General features: G+C 63.4%; 15 protein-coding genes. 7 read left to right on the top strand and 8 right to left on the bottom strand.

From position 1 onward, the window contains the following. Positions 1-90 precede the first annotated feature (90 nt). Both GCU68_RS21000 and GCU68_RS20995 read left to right on the top strand, forming a co-directional pair. Positions 91-2151: a cation:proton antiporter gene (locus GCU68_RS21000; protein ID WP_152944596.1), complete on the top strand. Its 2061-nt coding sequence runs from the start codon at positions 91-93 to the stop codon at positions 2149-2151. A 167-nt stretch (positions 2152-2318) separates the two neighbouring features. Next, entirely contained in the window at positions 2319-2507 is a 189-nt protein-coding gene (locus GCU68_RS20995; protein ID WP_152944595.1) for a DUF5786 family protein, read from the top strand. Between the two features lie 220 nt (positions 2508-2727). Here the strand turns inward: GCU68_RS20995 and GCU68_RS20990 are convergent, their stop codons facing one another. The 4 genes from GCU68_RS20990 to GCU68_RS20975 all read right to left on the bottom strand — a co-directional run bounded on the left by GCU68_RS20990 (position 2728) and on the right by GCU68_RS20975 (position 9199). Beyond that, positions 2728-3438, bottom strand: coding sequence for a helix-turn-helix domain-containing protein (locus GCU68_RS20990; protein ID WP_227015156.1), 711 nt, complete (start codon positions 3436-3438; stop codon positions 2728-2730). A gap of 255 nt (positions 3439-3693) precedes the next feature. Beyond that, a complete protein-coding gene (locus tag GCU68_RS20985; RefSeq protein ID WP_152944594.1) occupies positions 3694-6876 on the bottom strand; it encodes a bacterio-opsin activator domain-containing protein in 3183 nt (1060 codons plus the stop codon). A gap of 249 nt (positions 6877-7125) precedes the next feature. Further along, on the bottom strand, positions 7126-7548 hold the full coding sequence (locus GCU68_RS20980; RefSeq protein WP_152944593.1) for a universal stress protein: 423 nt from the start codon (positions 7546-7548) through the stop codon (positions 7126-7128). Positions 7549-8083: 535 nt separating this feature from the next. After that, positions 8084-9199 (bottom strand): DUF354 domain-containing protein, encoded by a 1116-nt coding sequence (locus tag GCU68_RS20975; protein WP_152944592.1) that lies wholly within the window; start codon positions 9197-9199, stop codon positions 8084-8086. A gap of 259 nt (positions 9200-9458) precedes the next feature. Here GCU68_RS20975 and GCU68_RS20970 point away from each other — a divergent pair, with 259 nt between their 5' ends. After that, a complete protein-coding gene (locus tag GCU68_RS20970; protein WP_152944591.1) occupies positions 9459-10448 on the top strand; it encodes a glycosyltransferase in 990 nt (329 codons plus the stop codon). Between the two features lie 144 nt (positions 10449-10592). Here GCU68_RS20970 and GCU68_RS20965 read toward each other — a convergent pair whose 3' ends face one another. The 4 genes from GCU68_RS20965 to GCU68_RS20950 form a co-directional block, all read right to left on the bottom strand. Further along, positions 10593-11558, bottom strand: coding sequence for an NAD-dependent epimerase/dehydratase family protein (locus GCU68_RS20965; RefSeq protein WP_152944590.1), 966 nt, complete (start codon positions 11556-11558; stop codon positions 10593-10595). Further along, positions 11555-12490, bottom strand: coding sequence for a DUF362 domain-containing protein (locus tag GCU68_RS20960; RefSeq protein ID WP_152944589.1), 936 nt, complete (start codon positions 12488-12490; stop codon positions 11555-11557). The genes GCU68_RS20965 and GCU68_RS20960 overlap by 4 nt, the downstream gene beginning before the upstream one ends. Further along, entirely contained in the window at positions 12487-13590 is a 1104-nt protein-coding gene (locus GCU68_RS20955) for a Gfo/Idh/MocA family protein (RefSeq protein WP_152944588.1), read from the bottom strand. Before GCU68_RS20955 ends, GCU68_RS20960 begins: the two co-directional genes overlap by 4 nt. 103 nt (positions 13591-13693) lie before the next feature. After that, positions 13694-14647 carry a polysaccharide deacetylase family protein gene (locus GCU68_RS20950; protein ID WP_152944587.1) on the bottom strand — a complete coding sequence of 318 codons (954 nt, stop codon included), beginning with the start codon at positions 14645-14647 and terminating at the stop codon, positions 13694-13696. Between the two features lie 286 nt (positions 14648-14933). Here GCU68_RS20950 and GCU68_RS20945 point away from each other — a divergent pair, with 286 nt between their 5' ends. From GCU68_RS20945 to GCU68_RS20930, 4 genes are all read left to right on the top strand, one after another. After that, on the top strand, positions 14934-16526 hold the full coding sequence (locus tag GCU68_RS20945; protein WP_152944586.1) for an alkaline phosphatase family protein: 1593 nt from the start codon (positions 14934-14936) through the stop codon (positions 16524-16526). A 470-nt stretch (positions 16527-16996) separates the two neighbouring features. Next, the gene (locus GCU68_RS20940; protein WP_152944585.1) at positions 16997-17251 is read left to right on the top strand and encodes a hypothetical protein; all 255 of its coding nucleotides are present in this window, start codon (positions 16997-16999) and stop codon (positions 17249-17251) included. 297 nt (positions 17252-17548) lie between these two features. Next, positions 17549-18616, top strand: a complete 1068-nt coding sequence (wecB, locus tag GCU68_RS20935; protein ID WP_152944584.1) for a non-hydrolyzing UDP-N-acetylglucosamine 2-epimerase — start codon at positions 17549-17551, stop codon at positions 18614-18616. 147 nt (positions 18617-18763) lie between these two features. Continuing rightward, complete coding sequence (locus GCU68_RS20930; protein WP_152944583.1) at positions 18764-19393, top strand: metal-dependent hydrolase; 630 nt, start codon at positions 18764-18766, stop codon at positions 19391-19393. Positions 19394-19396: the final 3 nt, after the last annotated feature.

Raw genomic sequence — 19396 nt, 5'->3', positions numbered from 1 at the left:
AATGCTGTCCGTGATGGCGGAGCCAGTGGCTTACCCCACACAGCGTCAGAGACCACGTGAACACTGACTATGGAGTTGGTCGAGCAACCGATGAGCACACCGTTCGTCGCCGGTAGCCTCGGGCTACCGCTCGATCAGCCGGTGTTGGTCTTTACGATCGCGATGGCCGTCTTCCTCGTCGGCCCCTTGCTGGTCAAGCGACTCGGCCAGCCAGGAATCGTCGGCATCGTCGTCTTCGGTGCGATCATCGGGCCGGGCGCGCTCGAGTTCGTCGAGCACTCCGATGCGATCGAACTGCTCGGCGAAGTGGGGTTGATTTATCTGCTGTTTACCGTGGGGCTCGAACTTGATATGCGCGGGTTCAAGGAAGCACCGGAGAACGCGGCCCTGTTCGGACTTGCGAGTTTCGGCATCCCGTTTCTGGTGGGGACCGTCGTGACGTATACGGTTCTCGGACTCGATATCTGGGCGGCATTGTTGCTCTCGTCGGTGTTCGCCTCGCACACACTACTCGCGTACCCGATCGTCAATCGACTTGGTGTGACGAAAAACCGGGCCGTCACCGCGGTTTTCGGCGGTATCCTCTTTACAGATACGCTCGCGTTAGTCGTGCTCGCGATCGTCACCGGTGCCGTCGAAGGCGAACTCACCGTCTGGCTGTTCGCTCAGGTCGGGTTCGCGCTCGTCGTCTTATTCGGCAGCGCTTGGTTCGTTCTCCCACCGGTTTCACGGTGGTTCTTCCAGACCTTCAGCCAGGAGAGTTACTTCGAGTTTCTGTTCGTAATGGTCGCGGTTTTCGCGGCCGCCAGTCTCGCCGAGATTCTCGATCTCGCCGCAATCCTCGGTGCGTTCGTCGCTGGCTTGGCACTGAACCAACTGATTCCACAGGGCGGCACCTTGATGAACCGCATCGAGTTCGTCGGCAACGCCTTTTTCATTCCGTTTTTCCTCCTGCACGTGGGGATGCTCGTCGACCCGAGCGTGATTCTTGCAGGCCCCGAGACGCTACAGATCACTGCACTCATCGTCGTCGTGATGGTGCTCACGAAAGCCGGTGCCGCGTGGCTCGTCGCCCAGATTCAAGGGTATACGACGAGCGAGCGCAACGTCATCTTCGGCCTCTCTACCGGGCAGGCTGCTGCCGCACTGGCGATCACGCTCATCGGGTTCGAAGAGGGACTGTTCGCTGCCGAAGTGCTCAACGCCGTCGTCTTGCTGTTGCTCGTGACCGCACTCGTCAGCCCGTGGCTGACCGAACGGGCAGCGACGAACCTGGCACTCGAGCGTGACGTTGGGGACGACGACGGCAGCGCGAAAGACCCCAACATCCTGTTACCGCTGTCGAACAACGCTGCACTCCAGCAGCGACTGCTCGAGCTCGCTTTCGTCATCAAAGGCGACAGTAAGTCCGAGCCGGTACACGTGATGACGGTCGTCCAGCCCGATAGCACGCAGTCGACCGAGACTCAGGTTGCAGCAGTCAACGACGACCTCGAGGACCTCGCTGCGGCCGGCAGCGCCGCGGAGGTCCCCATCGAAACCGAAACGCGAGTCAACCACAACATCGCGTCGGGGATCGTTCAAGGGTCGGTGGAGGTAGAGGCCAACCAGATCATCATGGGCTGGGACGCGACGGAGACGTTCCGGCACCGAATCTTCGGGAGCATCATCGATCAGGTGCTCGAACGGTCCTCGCTTCCCGTGTTGATCTCGCGGCTGGGCCATCCGATCAACACGACCAAACGGATCTTCGTCGTCGTCCCAATCGGTGCCGACCACCACGAGGGGTTCTACGAGTCCGTCCACATCATCAAACGGATCGCAACTGGGCTGGGTGCGGAGCTAACCGTCATCGTGATCGAGGGCTCCGCCCACCAGTTCGAGCAACTGTTCGGTCTCGTCGAAGAAGACGCCACAGCCGAATTCACCGAACTCGACGACTGGGGGACGCTCCTACCAACGCTCGAGGACGAAACCGACGACGACGACCTCATCATTACCATCTCGCCGCGTCGTGGCGATGTCGGCTGGCACAACGAACTCGAGGATCTCCCGGCGCGGCTGGCCGAGATGCCGCCGGAATCGTTCATCATGATCCACCCACGACAGGGCAAACCCGAGTACGATCGGCAGTACCTGCGGCTGAAGTGATATCGACACGCACACGCAACACCGGCGTGAGCGGTCCGTATCGCGGGCAGACCGGGGACGGCTCCAACCCGGATAACGGAAACGGAGTGGGAATCCGAATCATGGACCAAGACCACAGAGACGCTGCGAATCGGCACACCTTTAGCAGTCGCTGAGTATGTCAACATATGGGTTTTGGTAGCTACGACGAATCCGAGCAACAGCAGCAGACGGCCGACGACGACGAGGATGTAGAGGCCGTCAACGTCCACGAAAACGACCACAACGGACAGCTGTCCTTCGAGTCCGATGCCTCGACCGACGAGCTCGTCTCACAGCTCGGCGCGATGAAAGACGACGGCGAAGACGACGCGTAAGCGATCGGAACCGCGTCGTACGACTCACACGGTCCGCTGGACCGATGTCACGGTGCACTCGCAGGACGGTCGCGGGTGCACCGGTACTGACGGACGGACGTCCGTATCACCGGCGATGTCGTCGAGCCTCGGTGATGCAAACAGTCTGGCTTTTTCTGGGCATAACATCCGTTCTCGAGGCGTTCCGAAAGCGAATGGTCGGGTGATGCTGACTACGTTGTCAACACAGCTTCGACGCACAGAGTTCGCCGATCGCGCGGCGAAGTCGCTGCGAGACAGCCGACTTCGAGACGCCGAGTCGGTCGGCCAGTTCGTCCTGTGAGATGCCCCTCGGCACGTCGAAATAGCCCTCCTCGTGGGCGACGACGAGGAGTTCCTGCTGCTTTTCGGTCAGGGCAACGATGCCGTCGTCGTCGTCGTCCGACAGCCGTAGATGATCGACCGTCACCGAAATCCCACGCTCGCGACAGTAGTCGTTGAACGAGACGAGATCGTCCCGACTCGGGAACTGCAGTTGGACGAGCCAGCCGTCACGCGAACTCGAGAGGTCGAGCAGTCGCCCGCCGGCGGCCGCCGTTTCTGCGATAAACGGCACTGCTCGATCGGTGAGCGCGACCCGGTAAACACGCCGATCGGGGTAGCGATCGACGAGGGTGGGGTCCGTAACCGTCGGATCCATCTCGAGGGCCGTCTCGAAGCGATCGAACGAACGCCCGTAGACGCTACAGAAGACGAGCGTTTCCCCCGTCTCGAGGGTGGTCCAGTACTCGGGTTCGACGGTGACGTCAGCCGCGCGGCGCAAGGTCGGGCGCAAGAACAGCGACGAGTGGTCGAGACGGAGTTGGGTTACGATGCCGCCGTCCGCCTGCGACCGGATGCCCGACTCTCGCCCGGCGTTGGAACTCTCGATGCTCACTGCTTGATCCGCCATCCGAGTGGATGACCGTCGTAAGATCCGGTTACCGCGAACTCGCTCATTGAGCGTCTGATTCGACCGCTGGGATATGATCGTAGACGCTATACAGAAAACCGACGCGGCGACGACCTGCTATATTGATTCAGCCATCGTTCGTGCTGAGTGTTTCGAGGGGAAAGAAATAGTCTGTTACCGGCCAGTTCCGATCTGTGAGCAGTAGTAAGTGTCGAATACCCCGTCGAAACACTGAGCAGATTTCGGACTTCGCGGTCAGCCACTGTCGGCGGCGTCGCGTTCGTCGAACAATAGTTCGAACAGTTTCTGCTGAGCGAGGCGAAGATGACGACTGAACGTCGGCTGGGAGACACCGAGTGAGTCGGCGATCGTTTCGCCGGTGCTCTCGCGAGGCCACTCGAAGAAGCCACCGTAGTACGCCGTCTCGAGGGTCCGGAACTGTCGCTCCGAGAGCCGCTCGCGGAGTTCGGCGTCGAACGTGCGGACGGACCGGTCGGATCGAGCCCGCTGCCGACGGGCGAGTAACTCCGTGCCCGGGTACGTTCGCTCGAGCATGCGAACGAACGACCGGACGTCGACGGTACTCGAGAGCGTGATTTCGAGCCGCGTTCGATCGTCGACCGGCGTCACGGACTGTAACACGCCCCCGTGTGTCGCGAGCGTCTCCGCGATTGACGACGCAGTGAAGGCGAGTTCGAGCAGCGACTCGTCCGCCCGGTCGCCGACGAGACGACCCGATTCGATCGCTGACACTGCCTCGAAAGCCGTATCGAGGTCCACCTCCGTGACGTCGCGGACCGTACAGAACACCGTCGAACCGCCCGACGAACGGGGAACGACGGCCTGTACGTCGAGTCGTCGCTCGAGTCGGTGGGCGATCGCCGACAGCGGCGTCGTCTCGTCCCGGAGAACGACCTCGAGTTCGGTGACGCGATCGGCCAGCAGTGCGCGTTTCCGTTCGATCGACGCGATCGCGGCGCTGGCGACCGCTGCAAGGTGGACGCACGACTGTCGGACGTCGGCGTCGAACAGCGACGGCTGGGACGCGTACACGGTGAGCGTCCCATAACAGAAGTCGTCGACGACGAGTGGGACGCTCAGGACGGAGCCGAAGCCAGCCTCGAGTGCCCGGCGTTGCCATGCCTGATCGAGGTCCTCGCCCTCGAGATCGGCGACGACAGTCGGCTCGAGCGTGTGGGCTGTGCGCGCCGCTGGATGAGTCGACTCGTCGTCCATCGAGACTGACAGCGATTCGACGAACGCGCCGTCACGCCCGGCCCACGTACTGGGGGCGATCCGATCGGTGCTGGTGGCGACGTCGCCGACCCAGGCAAATTCGATCGAACCGGTCACGTCGTCGATCTCGAGGTCGACGAGCGCGTTACAGAGGTGCCGTTCGATGTCGGCCCGAGAGTCACCGGCCAGCAGCGTTCGTTCGGTCCGCTGAAGTTGCTGGCAGCGGGCGACGAGGGCCTCGAGTCGCTCGAGATCACCACGCTGTCGCCGGACCGTCACCCCGCACTCGAGCGAATCGAGTGCGATCGCAGCCGCTCGAGTCACGGTTTCGACTGGTGGCTTCGTACGCGCGCCAAACGCCATCGGGTCGGTACTCGTCGCGACGAGAAGGCCGTGATCGGGGACCGAAACGGCGAGCACCCGCTCAGCGCGGATGCCGGCGCGCGAGAGGGCCGACTCGACGTCCGGACGATCGAAGACGATCGCGTCGCCAGCGGCAGCTGCGCCGGCCTCGAGACGCTCGAGCACGTCGATGCCGGCTCGATCGATCGGCGGGAGGTCGACAGCGTCGGATTCGGAATCGGCTCGAGTAGCGACTGCTGCCGGTCTGAGAACGTCCTCCTCAACGAGATACCAGCCGGCGAAATCAGCCGCCGAGCACTCGAGCGTCGCGTCGACGGCCAACTGTCGAACGGCAGCGCGGCTCTCGGCGTCGCGTATCGCCGTAACCGTCCGATGGACCGTCGACAGGGATGCAGCCGGCGATCGACGGCCGTCGCGGACGACACAGAGCGTTCGGTCGTCGCCGGACAGCGGCGTGACGAAGACGTCGACCGGGCGACGGGCGTCACCAGCGACGAGCGAGCCCGAAACGGGGTCCATCCATCTGACCACCGGCGACCGTGCTCGCTCGCGAATCGCTGCCGCGAGCTCGGCGTCGAAGATCGACTCGAGGTCGCGGCCGACGAGCGGCGTTTCGCCCCCCAGTTCGACCAGTGGCGCGTTGGCGTACCGGATCGTCGAGCCCTCGAGAACGGCGAGACCGTCATCGAGCGCGTCGACGACCGACTCGAGGAGGTCGAAGCGCTCCCGATCGACGCCGCCGAACTCGGTGGCAGGTGCCTCACGCGCGGACACGGTGACGCCGTTATCGCCGGGATGGACGGAGACGACAAACCGAGTCTCGGAGTCGGGGATGACAGCCTCAAACTCGACGACAGTGTCCCTCGCCCGGGCCTCGTGAAGCCGTTCGTAGAACTGCTCGCGGACGGCGTCGTCGAGCAGCTCCCAGACGACGGTTCCAGGCTCTGCGTCCACGTCGGGAGCGAAAAGCCGACTCGCAGCCGCGTTAGCGTAGCGAAGCTCCCACTGCGGACCGAGCGCGATCACTGACTCCGCAAGTCGCTCGAGCGCCGTCCGAGTACCATCGTCCGGTCCGGCCGTCGGCGTCGACGAGAGCGTCACCACGAGTCGCGCAACGAGCGGATCAGCGAGACGGTTTGTCACGGTCAGTTCGTACACGTGCCACGTGCCGTCGGCGTGGCCAAGGCGTACCGACTCGCGCTCGGTGGCCCCGAGCGCGGCCGCTGACACGGTCTCGAGCGTCCCTTCGATCAGTTCGCGGTCGTCCGGATGGACGAGCTGTGGGAGGGACGTCCGCTCGAGTTCGTCCGGCGTGTAACCCAGCCGGGGCTCGACGGCCGCACTCGCGTACTCGATGGTACCCGTCTCCTCGAGCACCCAGACGAGCGCGTCGGACCGTTCGAGGATCGACCGACTGCACCGATCGGACGCGCCCTCGAGTCGGAACCGTGTGGCGGCGTTGTTGACCCGTGTGGCGACGAGCCGCGGTGGCGCGGTCGCGTCGATGAGATCGGTCGCTCCGGCCTCCAGTGCTCGCTCGACCGTCTCCTCGTCGGCTTCGTGGCTCACGACGGCGACGATCGGTACCGACTCGGTTCGCTCTCGAAGCGACTCGAGAAGCGTCGACTCGGCCGCCATCGGCTCGATCGGGCAAACGACACAGTGGATCTCGAGGCCTGCGAGACGGTCGACGGCGCTCGAGAGCGTTCGCTCTCTGACGAGCGAGATCGACGTAAGCTGCGAGGAAAGTGCATCCATCGCCGCATCAGCCGCACTCGAGTCGCCGACGACGAGCACGCGGAGGACGTCACCAATGGCGGCGGTTGACTCGTCACTCACCGGCAGCTCACCGCCATTCGTGGGGAGTACCGATGTGACTGCGCGAGTGAGTGCAGTGACCGTAGAAGGTCCCACTCGGACACCAACCGACTGGGAACTCTCGAACGACGAGCGACCACGATAGGACGGCGTTTCAGTGCCGATTGGTTAATTATCGAGGCCGTATCCGCGGGTAGTACGACATTACGTGCTCGGCGACCGACAGTCGATCTCAGGCTGCAAGCGACGACCGCCGCTCGAGCGCGAGCCTCAACTCCGTTCTCGAACCGTGACGACCGGCACTGGTGCGTTTCGAACGACTTCCTCGGCGACGCTGCCAACGACGAGGTGATCGAGCCCGGTTCGGCCGTGGGTACCCATGACGATCATGTCGATCGCGTTCGTCTCGGCGACGTCGACGATCTCCTCCTGGGCGACGCCGTGGCGGACGATCGTCGACGTCTCGAGGCCCGCATCGGCGGCTGCTCGTTCAGCGTCCTCAAGCGCGTCGGTGGCCTTGGATTCCGGATCAGTACGCATTCGATCCTGTTTTTCCGAACTGTGCGGTCCCTCCTCGGACACCGAGAGGACGTGCAGGGCCGCATCGAGCTGGGCGGCGAGTTCGATCGCGTGCTCTGTAGCCTGGCGAGCGCCCTCACTCCCGTCGGTGGCGAGCAACAGATCCTGGTACATCGTGTGACTAGACACTCGGCGGAGACGCGGATACATCCCGGACTTGCCGTCTCCGGGTGCTCGTGGCTCGAGGCAGACTGGTACCAGCAGGAGTGGGTACTTCGGTTATCTGTGATTGGTAATACAGCTTCGTTATCGATTATCAGTGCTGAACTCAAAACCCGTATAGGATTTTACACCACAAGAAACATACGTAAATAAAATGAATGGTTTGACATGTACGGTGATTCAAAGGTTACTGGTGCTTTCGGAGGTGTTCATTTAGTCCTTATTGCAATTATCATGCTGGCACTCATCGGAACCTCTGGATTATATCTCCTCGGACTGCCAGTTTCATGGCTGGGGGCCGCATTTGTCATCTTACTCATCGGGTTGTCGGTAGTTGCGAGGCCGCTATTCAGGAAGGCTCAACCACGACGCAACCGCAATCGAGACGATAATTAACGGAGATGTTGATTGCCGTGGCGTTAATTGCTTCATCTGCACGTGACACGAGTCACACGGGATGTTCTGAACAAAGAAACCGTGCTACGATCTACTGTTCCGGCCGCGCTGTTTCCCGCCGGACGGGTTGGACCGTCTGCCGTGTCGCCGGGCTCAGTCGGTCGATCGACCCGCGAGCTTCGGCAACCGCAACCAGCAACTCGGTCAAATTCATCATATCGTCGATGTATTCCTGTCGCCGCCGTTGCCAGCGAGCCGACGCGTCGTCATCGGCGAGGATCTCGAGCGAGCGCTTTCGGACGTCGACGTACTCGTCGAACTGTTCGGCCAGTCCCGCGCGCTCGAGTTCCTGAAACTCGCCGTACTCGTGGCTGTCCGTCCCGCGATAGCGGAACGCAGGTGTGCCAAGCAGCGCCGCTTCGGTGGCCATCGTGCCCGTATCGGCGACCAGCAGGGAGGCCTCGGCCATCGCATCGTGGATCAACGCAGGGTGGAGATCGTACGGCCGGGCAGGGAGGTCGCGTAGATCCATCTCGCCGCCTTCGTCCGAGACGAAGACGGTCGCGTGCTCGCTCAGTCGCTCGAGCAGATCGCGTCGCTGGTGAGGACTGAAGCCTTCGATGTCGGTGTCGTGAAGCGCATCGAGTGCGTTGAACCGAGCGATAACGTAGGGTTCGTCCGGGTCGACGCCGAGGAACTCGCGGACGTTTTCGTCGCGGGAGAAGACGTCGGGGTGGAGATACGCACACTCTTTGAACCCCTCGAACGTGTAGTGGTCCTCGCCGAGGTCGCGGCGAGTGACCGCCGGCGAGAGGATCGTCTCCGCGAACGGCCGCGAGACGGTGTGGTTGAAATCGCCCGGCTCGTCGTCGAGGACGAGGACGACCGGCGCTCGAGTCAGCGTTCCCGCGTAGGCGGCGTAGGGTCCCCGACCGAAGATGACGTCCGGATCGAATCGGACTGCTTCGCGGGCGATCGTCACGAACTGACCGCCGAGTTCACGGGCAAATCGGAGTTTCGAATAGCTGTCAGTGCCGTGCGTGCCGTACACCCGGTACGGCATCCCGAAGAAATCGAGTAAGTCCGTCGTACAGGCGTACTCTCGAGTCAAGACCAGCACGTCGTGGCCCGCGGCCTCGAGCCGATCGACGGCGTGTCGATACAGATGGACGTGCGCGGGTGTGTTCGCAAAGACGAGGATCCGCATCGCCTCGGGATAGCCGCCAGCAGTGCTTTGTAATCGTATTGCTACGGCCCGAGGCGGCCGAATACGGCAACTGACGGGACAGTGCCGGATTCGAACATGTGCGTGTACGGGAAGAAAACTCGTCGGACCGTCTCAGTCCACATTGGGGAGCACCAGCGAGCAGACCGTTGCAGTACGTATTCCGGCATTGACTGCACCGTCAGCGACGCTGCAGACTAGATAACAAAACGGGTCCGGGCCCTCTCTCCGGCAGTTCGAGATGCACGTCCTCACGCTCACGACGTACGCCGACGCGCCGTTTATGACCCAGCAGATGGCCGCCCTCGAGGAACGCGGCGTCTCGTTTTCGACGGTGTCGGTCGCCGGCGAGGTCAGCGCCGACACCGCACGGGGGCCGACCGATTACCTCCGTACCGTCCCGAAAGTCATCCGCGAGGCGGGAAACGGGTACGACCTGATCCACGCCCACTACGGGCTGACGGCCCCGATGGCGCTGGCACAGCGGCAAACGCCGGTCGTGTTGTCGCTGTGGGGGTCAGACGTCCACGGTCCCGTCAAGCCGATCAGCGTCGCGTCTGCGCCGCTGTGTGACGAGGTGATCGTCATGTCAGAAGGAATGCGTTCGGAACTGGGCCAGGACTGCCGGGTGATCCCCGACGGCGTCGACTTAGAGCGCTTCCAGCCGAAACCACAGGCTCGGGCCCGCGAAGCCGTCGGCTGGGACGACGTCGGCGACGCCTATCAGGTGCTGTTTCCGTACCCGCCCGAACGCGAAGTAAAGAACCTCCCACGAGCGAAACGGATCGTCTCGGTGGTCGACAATCTGCTCGAGCGCCCGGTCGAACTCCGCGTCGTCCACGGCGTCGACCACGACGCGGTCGCCGACTACATGAACGCCGCAGACGCGCTGCTGTTGACCTCCGACAGCGAGGGGTCGCCGAACTCGGTCAAAGAGGCGCTGGCCTGTAATCTGCCCGTGGTCGCCCTCGACGTCGGCGACGTCCGCGAGCGACTGGCTGGGGTCTCTCCCTCCCACGTCGCGACGACCGACGAGGAACTGATCGACGGGCTGATCAACGTGCTGCAGCGCGAGGAGCGCTCGAACGGCCGCGAGGCTGCCCGTGACGTAAGTATCGACCGAACCACGGATCAGTTGCTCGAGGTCTACGAGCAGGTCGCCGGAACGGAAAAACGAACTCGGCCACGAGTGACGGCCGCCGTCGACGCGGTCGCGCGGCGACACCACTGACGGGTCATCAGCATGTAGTGTCACGGCTTTCGAGTGGCACAGTTAGACGGAAATACACCCCTCGTTCGAACGTTTCGAGACCTCGCGGTACGGTTTCGATCAGAACCCATCTCGCTAGACGTCGGGGTGAACACGGACCGACAGCTAGCACTCGGACCGGTACCACGCCATCGTCTCCGGCAGATGGGCCTCGAGCGGCCGGTAGTCGTAGCCGAGTTCCTCGCTGGCCTTGCTCGAGGAATAAAACAGCCGCTTGGTCGCGAGCTGGGCCATCTGCCGGTCGAACGGGAACATTCGGATACCGGCGACGGAACTCGCGACCTCGGCGACCGGCCCGGCGGCGTGGATCGCCGTCGCCGGGACGCGGATTCGAGCGGGAGAGCCGTCGACGGCGTTGGCGATCCTCGAGACGGCCTGATTGTAGGTGAGGTTCTCGCCGCCGAGGAGGTAGTGCTCGCCGTTCACACCGTGTTCGGCGGCTGCGACGATGCCGTCGACGACGTCGGAGACGCCGACGATGCTCAGTCCGCCGGGGAGATGGGCCGGCATCGTCGGGTCGACGCCCATCGAAAGCAACTGGGCGGTAAAAGCCTCGTCGCCGGGGCCGAAGATGGACGTCGGATGGACGGTGACGGCCTCACCGTCGGTCTCGGCGTACTGATCGACCAGCCGTTCCGCCCGTGCCTTCGAGGATTGGTAGGCTCCGACGGGTTCGGCGACGTCGGTTTCGTCCGCAACCAGTCGATCGTCGGGCGGCCGGCGCGTCCCGGCCGTACTAGTAAAGACGAGTCGTCCAGCATCGACGTCGCGACAGGCCTCGAGGACGTTTTCGGTCCCGTCGACGTTGACCCGGTGGACCTGCTCCGGAGTTGCGTTCCAGAGACTAACGCCGGCGAGGTGGAAGACAACGTCAGCGCCGTCCACCAGCGCTCGCAGCGTCTCATCGTCGAACAGGTCGCCGACGTGCCAATCGACGCCCTCGAGGTCGCCACGATCCGACGTCGGCCGGCTCAGGCCGCGAACGTCCCACCCGGCCTCGAGCAGGAGATCACAGAGTCGCGTGCCGAGAAACCCCGTCGCGCCGGTGACGGCCGCAGTTTGGCCCGTCATCGGCGTTGCTCCAGCTGTGGCGGGACGGCATCGCCGGCCACCGCGGCGTACAGTCGGTAGGCAGTCGAGACGGCCGGATGGGTGTCGTCGGGCGGCGGCAACTCGCCGTCGGGCAACCGGCGGCGAAGCGCCGCGAGATCGACAGCGGCGTCGTCAGCGCTCTCGACAGTGATCGCCGGCTCGTCGGCATCGAGCGTGTGTCTGAGCACCGGATCGTCCTCGAGCGAGCGGCCGAGTAACGACGAACCGATCGCGTCGACTTGCGGTGTCGGCCCCGCGACCAGCGTGTCGGCCGCAATCGGATCACCACCGTAGGCGGTCGTCGCATCCAGGACGGTGAATGCGGGCTCGATAGCCCGTGTCGTGCCGATAGCAGTCAGGTCGGCGTCGGCGACACTCGCGGCGAGTCGCCCGAGTGTGCGCATTCCCCCGGCGACGGGCCCGTCTCGAGTGGGACGAAGCGACGGAACGGCGACGACGGCGCTCTCGAGAAGTCGTTCTGGGACGGATACCGAGAGCTGCTGGTCCGGCACCGAGACGACACGATTCCGCCGGGGTTCGTCTGCGAGGTCGACCAGCGTCGCGTCGAACCGCTCGAGAACAGACGGATAGCCCAGATAGCCAGCGGCGCGGTCGAACGCGATGCGATCGTCGGTCGCCCCGGCGACGGCGATGTCGGCGTCGGTTCGTGTCTCGAGCACAGCGGCGATCGTCCCGAGCACGGCGGGATCGGTGACCATTCCCGTCGACGGATGGAACGGGTAGTGAGCGTCGGGTACGAGTGTAATTCGGTCGGCATCCGAAAGTGCATCGGCGTAGGGCTCGAGCACGGCACGAACTGGCGACTCGAGGATCGCCAGCCGCCGGTCGATGTCGGTCGTCCACCCACCTCGTCGCTCGGAGGCATCGACGGCGGCAACGTGAACGCTCACGACAGCACCTCCGGGATCTCGAGTGACTCAGTGTCGGCCTCCTGGGCGAGTTCGTAGGCAGTCTCGGCGAGTTCGAGTGTTCGCCGGCCGTCGGCCCCGTCGACCGGTGGCGTCTCGCCGTCCCGGATGGCGTCACAGAAATCTTCCAGCGCGTTGTAGTGGGCCTGCAGGTAGAACGTCGGTCCGAAGACGTCCGGCTCGCTGTTCGTGAACCGGCTCGCGACGTTCGAGAGTGCCGCCGTCGCTGCGCTCGCGTAGAAGTTCTCGGGCAGGTGGTCCTGATTGCTGATCGACCCCGTGATCCCCTCGAGTCGCAAGCGCGTGTTGACCTCCGGAAGCTGCTCCCACTGGTAGGTCCCGCAGTGGAGCGAGATCGTCGTTCCCGTCTCCGGCGCCTGAAGCAACACTGTCGCGGCGTCTTCGGCGGGAATGTCGAAGCTCTGGCCCATCGTCGCGTCCCGAACCTCGAGGTCGCCGAAGAGCCACTCGAGGACGTCGAAACAGTGAACGCCGAGTTCGATCAGCGAGCCGCCACCGGCGGCGTCGGGATCGAGCGGCCATTCCGGCGGCGCATCGTCGGCGGGTGGGCGACCGAGCGGGTGATCGTTGAGTCGCGTGATCGAGGCGTAGGGAACGTGCCCGACGGTGCCGTCGTCGTAGTCGGCCTTGACACCTTCCATGTCGGGCTGGTAGCGAAGCGTGTGGTCGACGCCGACAGCGATACCCGCCTCGCGAGCCGTCTCGAGCAGCTCGTCGGCCTCGTCAGTCGAGCGAGCGAGCGGTTTCTCGACGAAAACGTCGACCCCAGCGTCTGCGGCACACTCGACGGCGTCGGCGTGGAGAAACGGTGGAAGAGCGACGACCGCCACGTCGAGGTCTTCGGCGTCGAGCAGCGTCGTATAGTCGTCGTACGTGCGGGCCACACCGGCGCGTTCGGCTCGGTCGCGGTTAGCCGGCAGCGCATCGGCAGCCGCGACGACGTCAACGTCGGGCATCGCGAGTGCCGATTTCAGGTGTACCATGCCGATATTTCCGACGCCGAGGACGCCAAGAGAGAGCGCGCTCGAGTCGGTCCATCGGCCGAGAACTGTTGGTGGCATCTGCCCCAGACCGGGCCCGCTGCGGGCTTTGTTATCGTTTTCATATCCACAGGTGTAGTACGCCCCTTCGAGGCCATCGTGCAAGCCGTTCGCAAGGAAGCGGTCAGTTCCAGCTCGCTTTGGCCTGCGTATCGATCCGTGTTGACACGCCGTCGACACCGCGTGAGTGCCGAACTCGCTGGGCCACGTCGGCCATCGTTTCGACGGCGAGGTCGGCCTCCGCCCGTCGGCGCTCGAGATAGGAGAGAATCGCCCGCATGCGCTGGTCGTCCCGTTCGGTCGTCAGGTTGTTCGGGTGGAGCCACATGTGGAACGTGCCGTCGTTGGCCGCAGCCTCGTCGATACCGCGGCGAGCCAGCGCGACCATCGGGTCCTCCCAAATCGACTCCGCGACGGTCCGGGCCGGACCCTCGAAGCCGAACAGAAACAGCGACGCTGGCACGTTCACCAGCCCGTAGTCGTCGATATAGGGTTCAACGAGCAGTGACTGGTCGCGAACCATCGAATCGAACACGGCACGTGCCCCCTCACGGTTCGGCGTCCACCCACGGTAGGTGGAGACGCCGTACTCGGCGAGGACGTCGCGGTGCCCAACGGCGTTTCGCGGATAGATGAACGACTCGAACGAACAGTCCCACTCGGTCGCGACCTCGATGCTGCGCTTGAGTTCAGCAGCGGCGAGTTCGCGATCCGTCTGTGGGTGGCCGAACAGCACGTGCGAGAACGTGTGACTGGCGAACTCGTGGTCGACATCGGATTCAAGAAGGTCGGTAACGAGGTCGCGTCCGAACCGCAGATCCTCACGGTCCTGCCACTCGCCGCGTTCGCGTTCGAACCAGCCCTCTGGGGTCGGGTGCTCAGTGTGAGTGCCGTCGCAGGAATCGAGCATGAGGTGGCCGACGACGGCCCACGTCGCCGGGACGTCGAACTCCTCGAGCAACTCGAGCATCACAGACCAGCCACGACGGCCCGACTCGACGCGGTCGGACGGTGGATCCGCGAGATCGTGAAACCCCCAGCCGAGCTCGGCATCCAGGGAGAGAACGACACTACCCACGGGATCCACCACCAGTAGACAGCCATAGCACGTGATTCATAGAGCGATGCTGTCCGACGGACGGTTTTGTTATGGGTTACCTTTCAGCGTTGATAGCTTCGATAACGGGCGATGTAGTGCGACAGTACGGCCGATGAAACCGTCGTACAGTATATGGTGAATTTCGGCAGTAGAACGACTAAATCGACCACTCACTGGAGGAAGTGGCGTGAAATATCCCCATAACAAAGCAGTCATCTCGGTATCTGCAGGACAGCAGGCGTCACAAACGTCTCAATATCCAATCATGAGCAGGTCCTCTTCGACAGCCGAGCGAGCGTTCGTGCTCGGTTTCGACGGCGTACCGTGGAATCTTATCGAACAGTGGAGCGACGAGGGTGAACTCCCGAACTTCGCCCGAATGCGCGACGACGGCGCCTCGGGGACCCTCGAGAGCACACAGCCCGCGACGACGCCACTCGCGTGGCCGTCGATCGCAACTGGAGTCTGGCCAGACAAACACGGCATCTACGGGTTCCAAAATCTCTCGTCGGGCTACTCCCACGAGATGTACACGAGCCACGATCTCCAACAACCGGCGCTCTGGGAACAGGTGTCGCCGGCCCACGTCGGCAACGTCCCGATGACCTATCCAGCCCGAGAGATCGATGGCACGATGGTGACGGGGATGATGACCCCGTCGACGGACAAAGCGTACACACATCCGCCGGAACTCAAGTCCGAAATCGAGTCGCGAATCCCCGACTACGAGATCAGTCTCGATTACCCCGACTACGCTGACAGGCTCGACGAGTTCGAGCTCGCCGTCGACGACATGCTCGCGAACCGCCGCGAACTCATGCAGTTGCAGATGGACGAGGCCGGCGACGACTGGCGGCTGTTCTTTTTCGTCTACACGGCCCCAGACCGCTTCCAGCACCTCATCTGGGACATGGATCGGCTTCTCGCCCACTACAAGAAACTCGACGAGATCTTAGGCGAGGTGATGGCGTATACGGATCGCCATGGCGCCGACCTCTACGTCGTCTCCGACCACGGGTTCGGCCCGATCGAGGAACTGGTCTACGTCAATCACTTCCTCGAGCGGGAAGGCTATCTGTTCCGGGAAGAAGACGACGGCGCTCGCGGCGCACTCGCGAGTCTCGGCATCTCGAGAGACCGCATCACGGGCGCGCTCGATCGCCTCGGCATCTCCGAGGAGATGATCGTCTCGACGCTTCCCCGGGCGCTCGTCGACTCGGTTGCCGAACAGATTCCGGGCGATCACGCGCTGTACGACGTCGACTACGATCAGACGGTCGCGTTCGTCCACGGTTCCGGCAACTGTTATGTAAACGACACTGGACGGTTCGAAAACGGTGTCGTCGATCCCGATCAGATTCCGGCGATCAAAGCCGAACTAACCGATCTGTTCGAGTCGGTGACGGACGACAGCGGCGCGCGGATGCTCGACGTCTTCGACGGCGACGACCTGTTCCCGACCGACGACGGGTCGCCGGATCTGATCGTCAACGGGCGAGGGGTCTACGAGGCTCGCAATGCACTGACTGGCGAGCCGACCGGCGACACCGGGACGTACGCAGCAAGTCACCGCAAAGAGGGAATCGTCCTCTGTCGTGGACCATCAGTCGAGGCCGGCGCAACGCTTCGCGGTGCACGCGTCGTCGACATCGCCCCGACCCTGCTACACGGCATCGGCGAACCCGTCCCGAAAAACGCAGACGGACGTGTGCTGTTCGACGCGTTCGACGAGGAGAGTACGCCCGCAGCGACCAAAGTCGAGCGAACGGGTGTCTCGAAAACCGAACACGGTGAAGACGTCGACGACGACTTTACCGACGTCGAGGACCGGCTGAAAGGACTCGGCTACATGGAGTGACCGGGGTGAACGGAGACAGCACTGTCGCGGTACTGGCGTCACTCGAGCAGGGTTGACCGCATCAGACGACCAGTGCGGCCGACTGTAGAGTGCCGCTACTCGCAGTATGTGGAAACTACGCCGATAGTAACGACTGAACCGAGTGACACACGGATCGCACAGCCGTCGTGCGATGCGGTGTGCAATGACGTTCAGTGGCTCCGATACCGTACGGTCAGTGGTTGGTCGAGTCCGCCGTCGAAATTGGTACCTGTGGCATACTCACTCGATGTTCGATTGGCGCGTGAGACGACCGCTTCAACGGGGAGAAAGGCCGGTAGGGTACCCGTGTGACACATAACTACGTCTATAATTAAGCGACCCAATGATGTTCAGTTGAGAACCGTATGCCGAGACGCCAACCCTGACCGAACGCAGCGGGCGGCGGTCGACGGCGGTGGCTCGACCATACGGAACACCAAGTGAGACCAATGACCCGGTACAAGACACTGTTTGGCATCGCAACTGCAGCGGTCAGCGTCGTCACGTTCGTCGGCTCCGTGGTCACAGCGGGCGCACGCTCGGACACACGCGACCGATTCGAACGCACGTCGGAACCAGCAACGACCGTCCGACTCGAGTCCGAAGGGGACGCCGCGACCGTTCGACCATGGCCACACCGACTGTGGAATCGGCTCGAGGGCCTACCGGCCCGGTATCTCGATCCGATATTCCGGACACCGTAAGTCCTAGCCAACGACTCGATCGCGAACGTGTCAGGCCGAGATTCTCTCCGCCAAAACTGAGTGTCCGTTATCCGACTATTTACTAAGCCCGTGTCTGTCGCGGTGACAGATGGTCAACCAGAGTATGATTCGAGGGCAATGGAGCGACTATTCGACCGAGTACAACCGACACAGCCGTCGGCAGATCGTGCCAGCGGATGCCGGCAAACCGCTCGAGGGAGACTCGAGCGGCGCCTCAGACGCCGACGCACACCCAATGAGCATCGGGGGCGACCGATCGAACGAGGTGGGACGCTGATGGACATCCTGTCGATCGTCGGTGCCAGACCGCAGTTCGTCAAGGCAGCGGCCGTCTCACAGCAGTTGCGAGGCGAGCACGACGAACTGCTCGTTCACACCGGCCAACACTACGATGCCGAACTCTCCGAGGTGTTTTTCGACGAACTCGCCCTGCCGGAGCCGGAGTTTCACCTCGGTGTCGGCTCCGACTCTCACGCCCGCCAGACCGCCGCGATGATGACCGAGTTAGAACGGATCGTCGACGACGAATTGCCCGACGTAATCCTCGTGTACGGCGACACCAACTCGACGCTCGCGGGCGCGCTCGTGGCGGCGAAATCGCCGTCGTCCCCGGTGCTCGCCCACGTCGAAGCCGGCTTGCGATCCCACGACTGGTCGATGCCTGAGGAGGTGAATCGACGGCTCACCGATCACTGCTCCGATCTGCTGTTTACCCCCGGACCCCACGCGAAAGCGACCCTCGAGCAGGAGGGAATTACCGACGGCGTGTTCATCACGGGCGACGTGATGTACGATACGCTCCTCCAGATTCGCGACGAACTCCACACGAACGGGGTCGACGCGGGCGACGTTCCCGACGAGTACGTCCTCGCGACGGTCCACCGCGCCAAGAACACGGACAACCGGGATCGACTCGAGGCGATCATCGACGCGTTCGACCGACTCGACACCCCGGTAGTCTTCCCCGCCCACCCGCGGACGGTCGCCGCACTGCACGAATACGGGCTCTGGGACCGTGCGACGACCGCGACCGACGTCATCGACCCTGTCAACTACGGTCGGTTCATCACGCTCGTCGAGGGAGCCAACTGCGTCGCGACGGACTCCGGCGGCGTCCAGAAGGAGGCGTTCTACCTGGACACGCCCTGTGTGACCCTTCGTGAGACGACGGAGTGGATGGAAACCGTCGACGCCGGGTGGAACGCACTCGTCGGCGCGAACACGACACAGATCGTCGACGCCGTCCGCGCCGCCGCCGATCCACCGGCAAAGCCCGACCTCTACGGCAGTGGCAACGCGGCGACGCGAATCGTCCGCCACCTCGAGCAACAGGTCGAGTCGTAAGCGGCTTCGAGCGACAGAGTCGACCTCGAGCGACACCGCAGGGCCGATTGAAGATTGACCGCCGACCGATCCTAAACCGGCTCGCATCGCTACAGGCAGCCATTACCGCGCCCATAACTAACCACTCGAGGCGGCTGCGTTTCCCTGATGTGGCCATGGGAGCACGCGATCGTCGGCTATCTCGCCTACTCACTGTTCAGTCGGCTCTACTACCGAGAGTCGCCGACCGGGCTCGCGGCGTTTGCGGCCGTGTTCGCGTCGGTTCTCCCGGATCTCATCGATAAGCCGCTGGCCTGGGAGTTCGGCGTGTTTCAAGCGGGGTATGCGCTTGGGCACTCGATTTTCTTCGCGATTCCGCTCGCGATCGTCGTCGGCGTGCTGGCTCGAGCAGCCGGGCGGACACCCGCTGGGATCGCGTTCGGGCTCGGCTATCTGTTGCACTTGCCATCGGACGTGCTCGACGGCTACCTCCGAGGCGGGCACGCGTATCCCGAACTGATGCTCTGGCCCGTCGAGACGGTCAGCACGAACGACCACAGTCAGGGCTTTCTCGAGCAGTTTTCGCGGCTGTTCGGCCAGTACCAGCAGGACCTACTGGCGGGCGAGCTATCGACGTACATCTGGCTGCAACTCGGGCTGGCAGCGCTCGCAGCGCTCGTCTGGCTCGCGGACGGAGCCCCCGTTTTGCGAGAGTGTTTCCTCGGTGGAAAACGGTTCGTCGTGAGTCGGATTCCCAGCAACAGTCGGTCTGAGAGACCATCCAATCAACGGAAATAGTGT

Source organism: Natronorubrum aibiense, from assembly GCF_009392895.1.
GTDB lineage: Archaea > Halobacteriota > Halobacteria > Halobacteriales > Natrialbaceae > Natronorubrum > Natronorubrum aibiense.
The sequence above is the reverse complement of the archived record's forward strand: the minus strand, read 5'-3'. Positions and strand labels throughout refer to the sequence as shown.

Coding starts and splice junctions, on each gene's coding strand:
- GCU68_RS21000 (WP_152944596.1), top strand. CDS start 91: ATGAGCACACCGTTCGTCGCCGGTAGCCTCGGGCTACCGCTCGATCAG.
- GCU68_RS20995 (WP_152944595.1), top strand. CDS start 2,319: ATGGGTTTTGGTAGCTACGACGAATCCGAGCAACAGCAGCAGACGGCC.
- GCU68_RS20990 (WP_227015156.1), bottom strand. CDS start 3,438: ATGGCGGATCAAGCAGTGAGCATCGAGAGTTCCAACGCCGGGCGAGAG.
- GCU68_RS20980 (WP_152944593.1), bottom strand. CDS start 7,548: ATGTACCAGGATCTGTTGCTCGCCACCGACGGGAGTGAGGGCGCTCGC.
- GCU68_RS20975 (WP_152944592.1), bottom strand. CDS start 9,199: ATGCGGATCCTCGTCTTTGCGAACACACCCGCGCACGTCCATCTGTAT.
- GCU68_RS20970 (WP_152944591.1), top strand. CDS start 9,459: ATGCACGTCCTCACGCTCACGACGTACGCCGACGCGCCGTTTATGACC.
- GCU68_RS20965 (WP_152944590.1), bottom strand. CDS start 11,558: ATGACGGGCCAAACTGCGGCCGTCACCGGCGCGACGGGGTTTCTCGGC.
- GCU68_RS20955 (WP_152944588.1), bottom strand. CDS start 13,590: ATGCCACCAACAGTTCTCGGCCGATGGACCGACTCGAGCGCGCTCTCT.
- GCU68_RS20945 (WP_152944586.1), top strand. CDS start 14,934: ATGAGCAGGTCCTCTTCGACAGCCGAGCGAGCGTTCGTGCTCGGTTTC.
- GCU68_RS20940 (WP_152944585.1), top strand. CDS start 16,997: ATGACCCGGTACAAGACACTGTTTGGCATCGCAACTGCAGCGGTCAGC.
- wecB (WP_152944584.1), top strand. CDS start 17,549: ATGGACATCCTGTCGATCGTCGGTGCCAGACCGCAGTTCGTCAAGGCA.
- GCU68_RS20930 (WP_152944583.1), top strand. CDS start 18,764: ATGTGGCCATGGGAGCACGCGATCGTCGGCTATCTCGCCTACTCACTG.